Origin of the sequence: Marisediminitalea aggregata (assembly GCF_900129565.1) — a bacterium.
Lineage (GTDB): Bacteria > Pseudomonadota > Gammaproteobacteria > Enterobacterales > Alteromonadaceae > Alteromonas > Alteromonas aggregata.
Window position 1 is genome coordinate 634,359 of sequence record NZ_FQWD01000002.1, and the last position, 14,941, is coordinate 649,299.

General features: G+C 48.3%; 17 protein-coding genes. 3 read left to right on the top strand and 14 right to left on the bottom strand.

What is annotated here, in order from left to right; genetic code table 11:
* Nucleotides 1-6 precede the first annotated feature (6 nt).
* Both BUB81_RS06920 and BUB81_RS06925 read right to left on the bottom strand, forming a co-directional pair.
* On the bottom strand, nt 7-807 hold the full coding sequence (locus tag BUB81_RS06920) for a DUF2145 domain-containing protein (protein WP_073320268.1): 801 nt from the start codon (nt 805-807) through the stop codon (nt 7-9).
* A gap of 24 nt (nt 808-831) precedes the next feature.
* Nucleotides 832-1,176, bottom strand: a complete 345-nt coding sequence (locus BUB81_RS06925; RefSeq protein ID WP_073320271.1) for a hypothetical protein — start codon at nt 1,174-1,176, stop codon at nt 832-834.
* A gap of 116 nt (nt 1,177-1,292) precedes the next feature.
* On the opposite strand from BUB81_RS06925, the gene BUB81_RS06930 reads away from it, so the two are divergent.
* Entirely contained in the window at nt 1,293-2,024 is a 732-nt protein-coding gene (locus tag BUB81_RS06930; RefSeq protein WP_073320274.1) for a helix-turn-helix domain-containing protein, read from the top strand.
* Here BUB81_RS06930 and BUB81_RS06935 read toward each other — a convergent pair.
* Nucleotides 2,021-4,015 (bottom strand): cache domain-containing protein, encoded by a 1,995-nt coding sequence (locus BUB81_RS06935; protein ID WP_073320278.1) that lies wholly within the window; start codon nt 4,013-4,015, stop codon nt 2,021-2,023. The two genes, BUB81_RS06930 and BUB81_RS06935, sit on opposite strands and share 4 nt — an antisense overlap.
* A 250-nt stretch (nt 4,016-4,265) precedes the next feature.
* Here BUB81_RS06935 and mgtE point away from each other — a divergent pair, with 250 nt between their 5' ends.
* Complete coding sequence (gene mgtE / locus BUB81_RS06940) at nt 4,266-5,624, top strand: magnesium transporter (RefSeq protein ID WP_073321080.1); 1,359 nt, start codon at nt 4,266-4,268, stop codon at nt 5,622-5,624.
* 18 nt (nt 5,625-5,642) lie between these two features.
* Here the strand turns inward: mgtE and BUB81_RS06945 are convergent, their stop codons facing one another.
* From BUB81_RS06945 to rplM, 11 genes are all read right to left on the bottom strand, one after another.
* A complete protein-coding gene (locus BUB81_RS06945; protein ID WP_073320281.1) occupies nt 5,643-6,365 on the bottom strand; it encodes a response regulator transcription factor in 723 nt (240 codons plus the stop codon).
* A gap of 117 nt (nt 6,366-6,482) precedes the next feature.
* Nucleotides 6,483-7,193: a spondin domain-containing protein gene (locus tag BUB81_RS06950; RefSeq protein WP_073320284.1), complete on the bottom strand. Its 711-nt coding sequence runs from the start codon at nt 7,191-7,193 to the stop codon at nt 6,483-6,485.
* A gap of 9 nt (nt 7,194-7,202) precedes the next feature.
* On the bottom strand, nt 7,203-7,916 hold the full coding sequence (locus BUB81_RS06955) for a spondin domain-containing protein (RefSeq protein ID WP_073320287.1): 714 nt from the start codon (nt 7,914-7,916) through the stop codon (nt 7,203-7,205).
* A gap of 192 nt (nt 7,917-8,108) precedes the next feature.
* A complete protein-coding gene (locus tag BUB81_RS06960; RefSeq protein WP_084526295.1) occupies nt 8,109-8,552 on the bottom strand; it encodes a ClpXP protease specificity-enhancing factor in 444 nt (147 codons plus the stop codon).
* Nucleotides 8,549-9,181, bottom strand: a complete 633-nt coding sequence (gene sspA / locus BUB81_RS06965; protein WP_073320290.1) for a stringent starvation protein SspA — start codon at nt 9,179-9,181, stop codon at nt 8,549-8,551. Before sspA ends, BUB81_RS06960 begins: the two co-directional genes overlap by 4 nt.
* Before the next feature lie 112 nt (nt 9,182-9,293).
* Entirely contained in the window at nt 9,294-10,028 is a 735-nt protein-coding gene (locus tag BUB81_RS06970; protein ID WP_073320295.1) for a cytochrome c1, read from the bottom strand.
* Nucleotides 10,025-11,290 (bottom strand): cytochrome b, encoded by a 1,266-nt coding sequence (locus BUB81_RS06975; RefSeq protein ID WP_073320298.1) that lies wholly within the window; start codon nt 11,288-11,290, stop codon nt 10,025-10,027. The genes BUB81_RS06970 and BUB81_RS06975 overlap by 4 nt, the downstream gene beginning before the upstream one ends.
* 1 nt (nt 11,291) lies before the next feature.
* Nucleotides 11,292-11,924, bottom strand: coding sequence for a ubiquinol-cytochrome c reductase iron-sulfur subunit (gene petA / locus BUB81_RS06980; RefSeq protein ID WP_073320302.1), 633 nt, complete (start codon nt 11,922-11,924; stop codon nt 11,292-11,294).
* A 477-nt stretch (nt 11,925-12,401) separates the two neighbouring features.
* On the bottom strand, nt 12,402-12,773 hold the full coding sequence (locus BUB81_RS06985; protein WP_073320305.1) for a glutathione S-transferase N-terminal domain-containing protein: 372 nt from the start codon (nt 12,771-12,773) through the stop codon (nt 12,402-12,404).
* Between the two features lie 158 nt (nt 12,774-12,931).
* The gene (gene rpsI / locus BUB81_RS06990) at nt 12,932-13,324 is read right to left on the bottom strand and encodes a 30S ribosomal protein S9 (RefSeq protein ID WP_073320309.1); all 393 of its coding nucleotides are present in this window, start codon (nt 13,322-13,324) and stop codon (nt 12,932-12,934) included.
* 12 nt (nt 13,325-13,336) lie between these two features.
* Nucleotides 13,337-13,765, bottom strand: a complete 429-nt coding sequence (rplM, locus tag BUB81_RS06995; protein ID WP_073320311.1) for a 50S ribosomal protein L13 — start codon at nt 13,763-13,765, stop codon at nt 13,337-13,339.
* 247 nt (nt 13,766-14,012) lie between these two features.
* Between rplM and BUB81_RS07000 the strand changes: the two genes are divergently transcribed.
* Nucleotides 14,013-14,936: a type 2 periplasmic-binding domain-containing protein gene (locus BUB81_RS07000; protein WP_073320314.1), complete on the top strand. Its 924-nt coding sequence runs from the start codon at nt 14,013-14,015 to the stop codon at nt 14,934-14,936.
* Nucleotides 14,937-14,941 lie beyond the last annotated feature (5 nt).

A 14,941-nucleotide genomic window follows, 5' to 3' on the forward strand; every position in this document is an offset into this window, starting at 1 on the left:
CTGTCCTTATAAAGTAATGGTTGAGCCATCGGGCTGCATGATCACAGCTTGCTCTGTCAGGCCATATTGCTGCATGTAACGTTGCAGGCTGCCAAATGTAGCGGTAGCCACTTTTCCTTTGTGGTCGTTCAGAGTAATGCCGTCTGAAAACAGGCCACCCAGTGTCAGTTTGAAACGGCTCAGATTCACAGGTTGAGGCTTAAAATACGCCTGATTATTGCTTTTTATGCGGTCCGGATTGTCGGTTTGATAAATAGCCGCCTGTAACACGTCTAAGGTAAATTCCGTACAGTTCTGGCGATAGCGATTGTGCGGATTCGCCACCACTGAATAATGCGGGTTGTGCAGGGCTTTGTGTTTACCTGATGCAATCAGTGACACTAACTTTTGCTGAATTGCCGGTGTCGGAATGATGATCCCGGCTTTCATGGCTTTCGCAGCCCAGAAGAAATCAACCGGGTAATCGACAATAATGTCGCTGCGCCCTGGTTCCTTGGCACGCTGATACAAGTTGTGGATGGCGTATCCTTGCACTACCTCGCCATTGTCCAACTGAATGTCGGAGTACACTGCTATGGCGACATGGGTAAACCCAATGCCTTTGGGCAAGTCCTTATCCGGGCGCCCCTGACGGCCAATAATAAAAGCATATGCCTGTTGTTGCGCAGCATAGTGCTCAACCTGCTTTGCAAAATCAATGACCTCTTCCGGTGCGAATAACGCTTCTCCGGTAGCCTGACTACCCGCGTTAGCTGTCTGGCTAAGCAGTATCGTCAGGCTGGAAATGATAATAATCAGATAACGCATGGTATGCTCCCGTTGTTGCCTGAATTACGGCTTTACAACCGTTTGTTCAACCACTACCTCTGACGGAGGCGGGTCACGGGTAATGACTTTGGTGGTGATTACCAGCGGCTTTTTCTCTTTGTGCTGGTGACTTTGATGCAACGAATCCGCAGCCTTATCGGCGACACTGGCAACAGTGACTACGGCAGCCGCACTCACGACGACGGGTACAGCCACCACTGCACTGGCTACACTTGCGCCTACCGAAGCCCCTTCCACGCTGGCTAGCACGCTGTGTTTACTGGCTTGCGCACTGTGATCAACCGAATCATCGGCAACAACAGGACTGGCTAACATTGCGATTAATACACCTGTAACTAACTTTTTCATTGCGAGTTTCCTTGTTTGCTTGAATGCCTAATCAAACTAGCCACAAGTACAAATATTGTAAACTCACTATAAAAATGTAGTATCTTTTACCACCCCAGGTATCAATTTTTAATACTATGAGCCAAATTAAGCAACTTACCCTAACGTTAAAGCAACTGCTTCGGGAACATGATCTGACTTACCGTGACATTGCGGACGCCCTTGCATTGAGCGAAGCCAGTATTAAACGGTGTTTCTCTCAACAGAGTTTTACATTGGAAAGACTGGAGCAAATTACCGATATTATGGGCATGACACTCAGCGATGTGTTTGTATTAATGGCACAGCAGCAGCAAAAAGTGTCGCAACTTACGGAATCTCAGGAGCAACAATTATTAGAAAATCCCAAATTGTTGCTGGCTGCGGTGTGTGTACGGGACGGCTGGCAGTTCGATGAGCTAATCGCTCACTACGATATCAGTGAGCACGAAGCAATCCAGCTATTTGCAAAGCTGGATCGTTTGCGGCTAATAGAACTGCACCCAGGCAACCGCTACCGTTTGCTTATTGCTCAGGATTTCCGGTGGATCCCCGGCGGGCCGTTGGAGCGGTTTATGGAACAGGAAGTCATGGTTAAATTTATGGCGCCGAAAAAGAACGAGCCCTGGACGTTTCGCTTTTACTTACGTGGGCGTTATTCGCAATCGTCGGTAGAGATTTTGCAGCGCCGCCTGAATCAAATAACCCGGGAAGCCGCAGAGCTAAACGAAGAGGACGCCAGGCTGCCTATTGCAGAGCGCACGCACATGGGGTTATTAATGGCAATGCGTCCCTGGGAGCCCTCTTTGTTCGAGGCCATGCGCCGCTAATCGCGGTTATTGACCTCGGCCACCAGGGCAATAATATCGTTGTGGTAATTATCGGCGACTTTGTACTCCCGGTAGCCCTTGGACACCGCATACCCCATGGTGAATTCCACACCTTCAATGCTGTAGAGGCCAGCACCTTGCCTGCCGTTTTCCAGTTGCGTCACTTCCCCGGGTAACGTCAGTGTGTCGCCAACCTGCCAGGGAGCGTTTTGACATGCGCCAACAACTTTGCCGCTGCGCTCAATGTACACAGCGATGCGTTTGCCATCGCTGCCCGCTACCACGTCGTTCAACATATCCTGAAACTGCGGCGTGCTGTCGAACACCAGGCCTATTCCGCCCAACAGCGTACTCTGCTGTTGAATCGCCGCATTGTAGATATACGTATGCTGATTGTTGTAATACGGGCTAGGTACAAACTCTGATACACAATACTGCTGTGGTGAATTCAACGTTTTAACCCCCTGCCAATGGCTGTCTGCATGGGCCGTCTCACCGATACGAGCAGCAAAATCCGGGTTAGACGCAGCAACAATGTTGCCCTGATTGTCGTAAAGGTAGATACAGGTATAAACGGTGTAGAGGTCGTTAATGTAAACCAGAATGTCGCCTAACATTTGCTGGGCATCGTCAGATTGATGCGCTGAATCAATCAGTTCAATAAACTTCGAAGTCAGTGCCCACCACCGGCAATCGTTGGCACGCTCATAGAGATTGCGATCCATAATGTCGATGGCCAGTGCCGCGTCAAAACTCAGGTCGTTAAAATGCGTGCTCAGCGCGGTACTCATTAACTGACTCACCGAATCGCTGAAAATGGTCTGCATCTGACGGCCAATTTTACGGATCTCTTCCAGAATGGGAATAAACTCGTCGGCATCACTGCGGGCTGCTGCTATGCGCCCGTTGAGCACCACCAGATCCAAATCGTCGGTGACGATTTTCGAACGTCGCTGGATCCCTTTTAATGTGGGAGAAAAGCCATTCCAACGTTTGCTGTCAATCACTTCAGCATCAGCGTCTACAGACGTGTTTTTAACCGGCACTAACGGCAATAAAACACAACCTTGCCATCCCAGTCCCATGTATCCCTGATAACCCCGGGTTTTTGCTCTGGTCACCAGATACCGACGGTTGTCCAGCGTCAACATTTGATTATCACCATTGAGCGCCAGCGCCGTATCTCTGGCTAGCAAATGCGGCTGACTCGACACCAGTACATTCCCTTTGTTGTCCAGCAAAGCCAGAATAGCCTGATTGTTTTGCCCGAGATCGCCGAATAATGCTGCCATTTCGTCTTCTAATTTAAAGCTCAGACACAACACGCCGAGTATATGACCGCCATCTTGTTCTGGTGCCCTGATCGGCGCTAAAAATAATGACGACAGCGGTTGGTTTGGACGTAAACAGGAATACCGGCACAATTCATAGTAGGGCTCACTGCCTTTCAACACGTCGCTGATGATAGGGTCGGCAGTGTCTGTCACCGGATTTAGTGTATCCAATTGCGCTGTCACGTCGCCATTAACATCGATAAGCAGGATGTCATCGTACACCGTGTATTTGGCTGCGTATTCCTGAAGTCGCGCCTGAATCTCACTTCGCTCATTGTCACTTCGTGAAGGCTGCGAAAGATAGTTTGTTAAATCAACATCGGTGGCCAAAAAGCCCACATCCGCTGTTCGCTCGAACAAATTGCGATTGGGAATGTCGACGATCACCTGGGCAACTGCAGCGTTTCTGCGATGTTGCTGTAGCAATTGTTCCGACAGCAGGTTTTCAATCAGCACCGCCTGTAGTTCAGCAAACTCCGCTTTTGTCTCAAGCATATTTACCAATAAGCTCTGAGGGACGTTCAAGCTGTTGATCTTGCCAATCAGCGCAACCTTATCCCACCAGGTATTTAACGTTCCCAAATTAACCTGATGCTGATTAACTGATTGAAATAGGGTAAATAAACTCTCTTTATTCTGTTGTATTAGCACTTCCATCTGACGCCCCTACGACTTTAGTATAAGTTACTGTTTTATTTATAGTTTTACCTTATCTTTTATATCAGATGCCATCCGTGAGGATTGTATAAATTATGTTAAAAACAATATCGTTTGATTATTAAAATAAAAAAACACCTAAAAATATGGAATAAAAAACAACCAATCGGCCGTTTAGATCATGACAGAAACCCTGTGCTGCTGTAATCTAAGCGCATGCGAGCCGCGAGGCATTTTGGGGAGAAGTTTGGTGGCAGAAGCTATCGAAACGAAATACGCACAGAGTCAATTACGCGACATCAACCAGGCTTTGTCAGAAGGCCGGTTTGTGTCTGTGCGCAAGTTTCTCCACGAAATGCCGCCCAGTGATGTCGCCCATATTCTGGAATCCAGCCCAACAAAAACCCGTGATGACCTGTGGGAACTCCTCGACAGTGATTTTCACGGTGACGTTATAGAAGAATTATCTGAGGATGTCCGTAACGGGATCATTGCCAAAATGATTCCAGCCAACGTGGTTGACGCCTTAGAAGACATGGACACCGACGATCTGGCTGAAACCCTGTCGAGTCTGCCGGACGAGGTGTTGCAGGACATCCTGCAATCGATGGACGCACAGGATCGCCATCGCGCAGAACAAGCCATGTCTTATGGTGAAGAAACCGCCGGGTTCATTATGAATACCGACACCATCACCTTAAGGCCTGATGTGTCGGTTGATGTGGTGTTGCGCTATTTGCGCCTGAAGGGAGAGTTGCCCGAAAACACAGATACGTTTTACGTGGTCAATCGCACTGACAATCTGGAAGGGATCGTACCGGTTTCGCGATTGCTCACCGCTGACCCCGAGGCCACGGTTTCCGATGTGATGGACGAAGAGCCGGAAGCAATTCCCGTCAATATGCCCGACGATGAAGTAGCCAGTATGTTCGAACGCTACAACTGGTTGTCGGCCCCGGTTGTAGATGACAAACACCGCCTGGTAGGTCGTATTACCATTGACGACGTGGTCGACATCATCCGTGAAGATGCAGAACACTCCATGATGAGTATGGCGGGTCTGGATGACGAAGAAGATACCTTTGCCCCTGTTATGCAAAGTACCAAGCGTCGTTCAGTGTGGTTAGGTGTGAACTTACTTACCGCGCTTATGGCAGCTGCTGTCAGCGATCTGTTTGAGGCGACACTGAGCCAGTTGGCTGTGCTGGCCATTCTTAATACCATCGTGCCCAGTATGGGCGGCGTAGCAGGTAACCAAACCCTGACGCTGGTGATCCGCGGGATGGCACTGGGTCATGTGAATCCGTCCAACTCCCGTTGGTTAATCTACAAAGAACTCGCGATCGGCGGGTTGAATGGTGTGATTTGGGCCGTGCTGATTGCATCAGTCATTGCAGTATGGAAACAGGACCTCACTCTCGGGTTAATTATCGCTTTTGCCATGTTGATGAATATGATTGCTGCAGCACTGTCCGGGGCAACACTGCCGATTATAATGAAGAAACTGCGCATTGATCCGGCGTTAGCGGGTAGTGTTATTCTGACGACGATTACAGATGTCGTGGGTATCTTCGCGTTTCTTGGTACCGCAACCCTGTTCCTTATCTAAACCTTCCTTTTATTATGCCTAAGCACTGTAAGGCAATGCCATTTCGGTGGGCAATACGCTCGCCGAATTAAACTTATAACCGACTCCCCAGACCGTTTCGACTAACTTACTGTGTAAGGGAGCTTTGTCGAGTTTGGCGCGTAAGCGATTTACGTGACTGTTCACCGTGTGCTCATAGCCGCTGTAGTGATAGCCCCACACCGAAGACAACAGCTGTGCACGGGAAAAGACCTGGTCCGGGTGACTGGCCAGGAAATACAATAAATCAAATTCGGTGGCGGTTAAGGGTAATGCGTAGCCATTTACCGTTGCATGGTGATAGTTGTGATCAATACGGAAGCAGCCTATCTGAATAGGGCGTTCATTGCCTGTTGACGAACTTGCGGGCGTTCTGCGTAACTGAACGCGTACTCTGGCTTGTAATTCGGCAGGGTTACACGGGTAATCCAGATAATCCTGGGCCCCGAGTTCGAGGGATAAAATGCGCTCTGCTTCACAGCCTTGCTGCGCCAGCACGATGACGGCCGAGTTCACTGCTTTGCGCACCAGAGCGCGGAAATCATCGAGGCATTCGACCAGGGGCTGGCTTAACGCCAACACAATGACCGGCACAAACTCATGCGTGCATTTGTGTAATGCAGTCGCCATACTGGTTGCCAGCGCACAATCTGCATTGACGCGCTGTAAACAGTGCTGCAGTTCTGATGAGGGTGTGTTGCCTTGATTTACGATTAGAATCATTCCGTTTCTCCGGTCTGTCGAATTGCCTGGCTGCATTTTGCTCTGGCCAGGCCCACTGCCTCATTTTATTGATGAAACAATGCTACTCTTATCCAACAGACCGGAAAAACTAACTAATTATTCCACACGGGTAATAATTAATCGGGCGACCGGGTTATCAAACCGGTGTTCAGCCATCAGTACCGAGTCAGGTAACGTGTCCTGGGAGGACACCACGCCCGGGTGATAACTAACGGTATCCGCGTCATCACGCTCTGCGTTGAACCCTTCACCACCGTCAGCGGGGCCCGGAATGGTACCAGCAGCTTCACTGTTAGCTTCCGTACCAGTGTCATAAACCGGCAACATCATCGACATGGAATCATTCACCGCCAAATCGCTAAGCGCTTTGTTGGTTATTCCGGTAAAGGCGTCGTTGGTATTTACCAGCATAGTGACTACAGACAGATACGCCGCCTGCTCGTCCGATACGGTAAGCTGATACGACTCGTTGCTTCCGGGGCCCACAGGTGCGCTGCCCGACTCTGTTGCCAGTGTACCTTCGGTTGCCAGCACATCGCTGTTGTCGCCCCCCTCAGCAAGCACTTCCAGTGCCGCCGACGCGCTTTCACCCACTTGCCACAATGACTGCTCACCATGCAGCAGAACCGCTACCGGCGACAGAGGCTGTGCAGCACTGATATTTTCGATAGTCACTTCATAGGTTAACATCACCGGCTCAGGTTCTGGCTCAGGTGTATTGCGGTTATTGTCATTGTGATCACAGGCGGCAAGTAACGCCGTGCCCATTCCCACTACAGCCAGATTACGTAACATTGAAAGCTTCATAACGCCTCCTTATTCCGTTACGGTCACGGTAACTTTGGCTACCGGGTTCAACCAGCGTTGCACGGTATTTTGAATATCACTTTGACCACCCATCATATCCGCATCGCCCAGGTTACCGGGGTGAATGTGCACCATGGCGTTGTTGATAGTGGTTGTAACACCGCTGCCACCTGTGCCAATCAGATCTTCTAATGGCGGAGGTACAGGCATACCTGGCGCACCCGGCGCGCCGCCCCCACGAATTTCATCGTTCGCTTCTGTACCGGCATCATAGGCGTTAAGGTAGACGGTATAAGTGCCGGCTTCCTGGGGAATTGGCCAGCTATTCAGACCGACAAAACCATCGTTGGTAGGTAGCAACATACCCACAATAGACAGCGCAGTGTTCGTATCTGCCGTGGTAAATGTTGCCGTGGTGCTTGCAGTAGGCATAAGTAAACCGCCAGCCGGGTTAGCCACCATATCAGCGCTGATAGCCATCGCTGCCGTCTCTAAACCTGAAATATCACCGCCTTCAGCCATAGCTTGCAGTTCAGCGGAGGCCGCTTCACCTACATTAAACAAAGATTGGTCAGGTGTGTGTGCTGTAACTAGCAGCGGCGTGAAATAAATCCCGCGTGTGAGGTTTTGTACCTCAACTTCTACATCAACGGCATGCGCCTGAACAGCGGTGCCGGCTAAAGCAGCGGATAGCATTAAACGGAACAGATTTGAACGTGTCATTGTATCTCCTTACTGAGTCAAAACGGTCATCAGCTGACATCAACTGACGGGTGTAAGAAGATAATGCGAGGAAGGTGTCGCGAAATTATCACGACAATTTCACAATTTTATGCCAGGGGTAAAAAGCAGGTGGTGGTATTTACTCAGACTTTAAAAGTAAAAAATCCGGCCTGGGCCGGATTTTCAATATAACTACTTAACCACTTTCAGGTTCGGTTTACCCGTCGGTTTGGGTGGTGCCTGTGGCGGCACTTCTGCATCAGCTTTTGCTTCTGCAATCACCGGCGAAGGTGCTTCCGTTTCCGCTGTTTCTTCCAGCGGCTCGGCGGCAAATACCGTTCCAGCCCCATTCTCTCTGGCATAGATAGCCAACACAGCATGACAAGGCATACTGATTCGACGTGGCTGACCACTAAAGCGCGCCTGGAATGACAAGCCGTCTTTGTCCAGGTAAAAGTTCACGCAGGCTGACGGAGAGATGTTCAGTACAATCTGACCGTCTTTTACAAATTCCTGCGGCACATCCACTAACTCATTAGTAGCGTCTACCACTATATATGGCGTAAGGTCGTTATCGACAATCCAGTCGAAAAACGCACGCAATAAATAGGGTTGGTTTGACGTCATTTGGGTCATAGTGGGTTGTGGATCTCGCGTTCCTGATCGGTTAACGATGCTTTGAACGAGCTGCGAGCAAAAATGCGGTTCATGTAAGCATGAATATCTTTGCTGCCGTTACCTGTCAGCTCAATGCCCAACGCAGGTAAACGCCATAACAGCGGTGCCAGATAGCAATCCACCAGGCTGAACTCTTCGCTCATGAAATATGGCATTTCAGAGAACACAGGTGCCAGACTAAGCAATGCTTCACGCAGTTCATTACGCGCTGTTTCAACGTCGCCTTCACCACGGAAAATTTGTGCTGCCAGACTGTACCAGTCCTGCTCAATACGGTGCATCATCAGACGGCTTTGACCGCGTGACACAGGGTAAACAGGCATTAATGGCGGGTGCGGGAAACGCTCATCAAGGTATTCCATGATGATGTGCGACTTATAAAGCACCAATTCACGATCGACCAACGTTGGTACCGTACCATACGGGTTTAGTTCAAGTAGATCCTCAGGCAGCTTGCTGGGGTCAGTGTAGCTGATTTCTACGCCGACACCTTTTTCCGCCAATACGATGCGAACCTGGTGACTGTAGATATCAATTGTGTCTGAGAACAACGTCATGATTGAACGTTTATTCGCGGCTACGGCCATTCATTCTCCTCCGTCAGAGATACGTTTGAAACTGTCCACTTTAACACCCTATTAAAGTGAAAAAAGGGGGCGAGAAGCCCCCTGTCGGTCATTATACTATAAATTGGGCTAATTAGTGCACATCTCGCCAGTATTCTTTTTTCAGCAAGTATACAAACACAAACAGCACTAAAATGAATACCAGAACCCACTTACCAATCGACTCAGATTCGAGGCGGAAAGGCTCGCCGGTATACTCAAGGTAATTCACCAAATCCAGTACCGCCTGGTCGTATTCTGCCGTTGTCATGCTGCCGTCGCCATCGGTTTTAATACCAACGTGACGCATGACTTTTTCGCCGTCAACCAGTGCTTCTTCCTCGGTCATACGAGGTGTACCTTGCAGAGGCTGAAGTACGTGAGGCATACCCACTTCAGGGAATACGGTGTTGTTAACGCCAAATGGACGAGACTCATCTACGTAAAAAGAACGCAAATAGGTGTAGATCCAATCAGCACCGCGAACACGAGCAACCAGTGTCAGGTCTGGTGGCGCAGCACCAAACCACACAGCAGCAGACTCAGCCGGCATTGAACGCGTGATGTAATCAGAGATTTTCTCACCGGTAAACTGCAGGTTTTCCTGTGCTAAATCTTCCGGAATACCCAGGTCGTTAAAGGTGCGCTGATAACGCTGGTACTGCTGGCCGTGACAGCCAAGGCAATAGTTCATGAAGATCTTAGCACCACGCTGTAACGACGCCTTGTCAGACAAATCATAGTTAGCTTTGTCCAGGTGTACGTTACCGCCTGCGGCAAACGCAAAACCAGGTAATAGCAAAGCCAGAATACAAATTAGTTTTCTCATTTAGGGATCCTCGCTGGAACTGGTTTTGTGGTCTCATTTTTACTGTAGATGAACAGTAAGATGAAGAACCCGAAATACATTACTGTCAGAATTTGTGAGGCAGTAATTTTCCAGTTTTCCTGCGGCGTACCACCCAGGTAACCCAAGAATACGAACACAATGGCAAACACAATCAGGTTAGTTTTGTGCAGACCACTGCGATAACGCCATGACTTCACAGTACCACGGTCGAACCAAGGTAACAGGAACAGGAAGATAATGGCGCCAAACATGGCGATAACACCAAACAGCTTATCCGGAACCGCTTTCAGGATGGCGTAAAACGGTGTGAAGTACCAAACCGGGAAGATGTGCTCTGGTGTCTTCAGCGGATTAGCGATTTCAAAGTTAGGATGCTCCAGGAATTTACCACCCATTTCAGGGGCAAAGAACATAATGTATGTGAAACCAGCCAGGAAGATACAGAACGCCACCAGGTCTTTCAGCACGATGTGCGGGAAGAACGGCAATACGTCATCAGCAATGTCGTACTTGCTGGTGTAGTACTCGTGAATTTCAAACTTGGTTTTCTCGTCTTCAGACAAGCTGCCTTTCTTGTGCTTGATAGCCACGCCGTCAGGGTTGTTTGAACCCACTTCGTGAAGCGCAATGATGTGCAGGAATACCAGAATCACAATTACCAGTGGCAATGCGATAACGTGCAGAGCGAAGAAACGGTTTAGCGTAGCACCAGAGATAACGTAGTCACCCTGAATCCACTGAACCAGGTCAGGACCAATCACCGGAATCGCACTAAATAGAGATACGATTACCTGTGCACCCCAGTAAGACATTTGTCCCCATGGCAGTACATAGCCCATGAAAGCTTCCGCCATCAGCGCCAGATAAATTAGCATACCGAAGATCCACAGTAATTCACGTGGCTTCTGGTAGGAACCGTAAATCATGCCGCGGAACATGTGCAGATACACCACAATGAAGAACGCAGAGGCGCCGGTGCTGTGCATGTAGCGAATAATCCAACCGTAGTCGATTTCGCGCATGATGTATTCAACTGAAGCAAACGCGCCTTCAGCAGTCGGGTTAAAGTTCATGGTTAGCCAGATACCGGTAACAATCTGGTTTACCAGTACGACAGTGGCTAAAAACCCAAACACGTACCAGAAGTTCATGTTTTTGGGTGCAGGGTATTGGATTGCGTGCATATTGGCTACACGCATCATTGGGATACGTTCTTCGATCCAGGCTAAAAACGCTTGCATGTTAAGCAACCTCCGCTTCTGAACCAATGATGACGGTATTTTCGTCAACGAATTGGTACGGTGGCACCACCAGGTTTAATGGTGCAGGAACATTTTCGAATACGCGTCCTGCCATATCAAACTTAGAGCCGTGACATGGGCAGAAGAAGCCATCCGGTACGCCTTCAACATATTCTTCGAAGGCACCGTCTTTCATATGCTGTGGAGAACATCCAAGGTGGGTACAAATACCAACCAGGATCAAATATTCTTCTTTTAGTGAACGATACTGATTTTTTGCAAAAGCAGGCTGTTGCTCATTTTCAGAATTAGGGTCGCGTAACTGATCTTCGTGATTGCCTAATTCAGCAAGAATCTCAGGGGTACGGCGCACAATCCAGACCGGCTTGCTTCGCCACATAACACGAATCAGCTGACCGGGTTCAATTGCACTGATATCTACCTCGACATCAGCACCGGCCGCTTTCGCTTTCGCACTCGGATTCCAAGACGCTACAAAAGGTACAGCCGCACCAGCTGCACCTACGCCGCCAACAACACACGTTGCTACGGTTAAAAACCGACGGCGCGGATTGTCTTGCGGCTTGTCATCACTCAGCGCAGACTCTTTTGCATCTACAGACACATTGCTCATCCACTTTTCTCCAGGTTTTGGATAATATGAATCCGAGAATCACCTACCTAGGTCAGTGTTTAACGGTATTCATGGTACTTATCGTGTTACTCGCTCTTGGTACTTTTTGCAGTTCGGCGATTTCACGAAAGAAAGTCAAATTTTTCGACCGAAAATGATAAAAGAAAACCCCCTCAAAACACAAGGAATTACTGGAATTAACTAGCGAAATAGTTGTAAGGTTTGAGCCCCATCAAAGACGATGAGACGAAAGTCGTAAACCCAAACACAGCAAATCACATATTTTTTACATGGATTTAGCATTTGCTTTGACTCGTCGCCAGCCCATAGTACGCCAAGCTTTCCCATTGATTAATTTATACTCAGCAGCAGGGTGCCATTCGCTGCCCGCATGTAGCTGAAAAAACAAACAATGCGCTTAGTTTTTATCACGGTTAACAAATCCGCTTTTTTCTAAAAACGGCCTTTTTTTGAAATTTAGCCAGCAAACCGCTCATTCAGGTAGCTGATGATGGCCTTAGACTCATACATCCACTCCACCTGACCATCGTCATGCTGAATACGCAAACAAGGCACCTGTACTTTACCGCCGCCATTAATTAGCGCATCACGATGCGGTGAGCCTTGTGTGGCGCTCAGCTTTTTTACGGGAGCATTCAGTTTATAGATTACACGACGGGTTTTGGTACAAAACGGGCAGGCGAAAAAATGATAAAGGGTTAAATTCGAAGCAACTTCATTGACCTTCTGTTGAGCTTCTGGTGAACGTTTGATGCGACTCCAGCGGGTTACAACATCGGCAGAAACAATCACTAATCCCAGGGCATTTCTGATTAATTTTACTAACATACCTTTCTCTTACTTTGCATTAGTGTGAATGAAGAACGTTTGTGTGCGGCGATCCGGATAAGCTGGACCCCTGTTCGTTTGAAGACACAAACAACCCAATGTGGGCAGGTAAAAAAAAACCCGGCAAAAGCCGGGTTTTTGAAACCGTATAAAACGAATTAACGTTTTGAGAACTGAGGCTTCTTACGTGCTTTATGCAGACCAACTTTCTTACGTTCAACGCGACGAGCGTCACGAGTAACAAAGCCAGCTTTGCGCAGCGCAGGACGAAGAGCTTCGTCATATTCCATCAGAGCACGAGTGATACCGTGACGGATTGCACCAGCCTGACCATTTGAACCACCACCAGCAACAGTGATGTAAAGGTCAAATTTTTCAGTCATTTCAACTAACTCAAGTGGTTGACGAACAACCATACATTCAGTTTCACGACCAAAGTACTCGTCAAGAGCACGTTTGTTTACTGTGATGTTTCCTGTACCTGGACGCAGGAATACACGAGCAGTAGAACTTTTGCGACGGCCAGTGCCGTAATATTGAGTATCTGCCATGTGAGTAACTCCTTAGATGTCCAATACTTGAGGTTGTTGTGCAGTGTGCTTGTGCTCAGCACCCGCGTAAACTTTTAGCTTGCGGAACATTGCGCGGCCCAGAGGACCTTTTGGCAACATGCCTTTAACCGCTTTTTCAAGGACCATTTCTGGCTTGTGAGCGATCAGCTTCTCAAAGTTAGTTTCTTTCAGACCACCTGGGTAACCAGTGTGCGAGTAGTACATTTTGCCCTGAGCTTTGTTACCAGTTACAGTAACTTTCTCTGCATTGATAACTACGATGTAATCACCAGTGTCAACGTGCGGTGTGTACTCAGGCTTGTGCTTACCACGTAAACGCAGAGCGATTTCTGAAGCTAAGCGGCCTAAAGTTTTGTCTGTGGCGTCTACCACGTACCAGTCACGTACAACCGTTTCTGGCTTTGCAACAAAAGTTTTCATTTTTAAATTTACCCGAAAATAATTCGTCGTTACTTAGGTTTTTTGTAAAAACCCCCTGAAAAATCAATATACGGACCCCTTCGAATCCACTGATTTCTTCCACTTTCCCAAAGTGGGTGTAACTGGGCAGGGCGCGAATTATACAGGAATTGCCCAAAAAGCGAACCCCTAATTTTTAAATTTTTCATTGGTAAATTCAAAAAATGTCATCTAGCCTTAAATGAGTTGTGTCTATTCGTTGTAGTACATGAAAAACCTGGCCGTTGTTTTACTCTTATTCACCCTTTTTACACCTCACGGAGCTGCCTCAGAAAGCGGCGACGTCATTTTTGCTCGCGCTTTTGCTGACGACGCCTACGGTTATTATCACGCCAAGGTTTTACAACGCGTACTGGAGCTAACGCCTGAATTTGGTATTGCCAATGCCGTGCCCCACCCTCAGCCCATGCCACAGGCCAGACAAATCATTAAACTAAAAAGCGGTGAAGCCGACGTAATGTGGAGTGCAACGTCAGACATACGCGAACAACAATTGTTGCCAGTCCGTTTTCCGCTGCTACAAGGGCTGGCGGGTTACCGTGTACTGGTCATTAATGCTTATAAACAGGCCCAGTTTCCTCAGTCGCTAGGTAAAGAAGCTATTCAGGGACTTGTGGGAGTACAGGGCAAGGATTGGCCGGACTTAGCGGTACTTCAACACAATGGATTCAAGGTAGAAGCAGCTCAGTGGAGTTTGTGGTTTCATACCATGTTTACCGCTGTAGAAAAAGGCATGGTAGATTACTTCCCCAGAAACGTTATCGAAGTCACCAACGATCTTGAAAGACACAAAACCAAACGCATAAAGCTGGAAGACAACTTTATCCTGCGCTATCCGAGTTATGAGTATTTTTTCGTATCACCGCACAAGCCCGACCTGGTAAATCGCATTCAGATAGGGTTGTTGCGGATGTTGGACAACGGTGAACTGAAAACCATGTTTGAAAAACACGAGAATCACCAAAAAGCCATGAAACTGGCGACGGATCCCAACCGGAAAGTGTTCGATTTGGCGAACCCGGAGCTTTCTTATCACTTTGACGATCCGCTGTGGGTAAGCAATCCATCTTACATGCGCGCAGAGTTGGAAAAAGTTATTCAGTTTAATGCTCAGACCGCGAGCAAAAAGTAACGCGA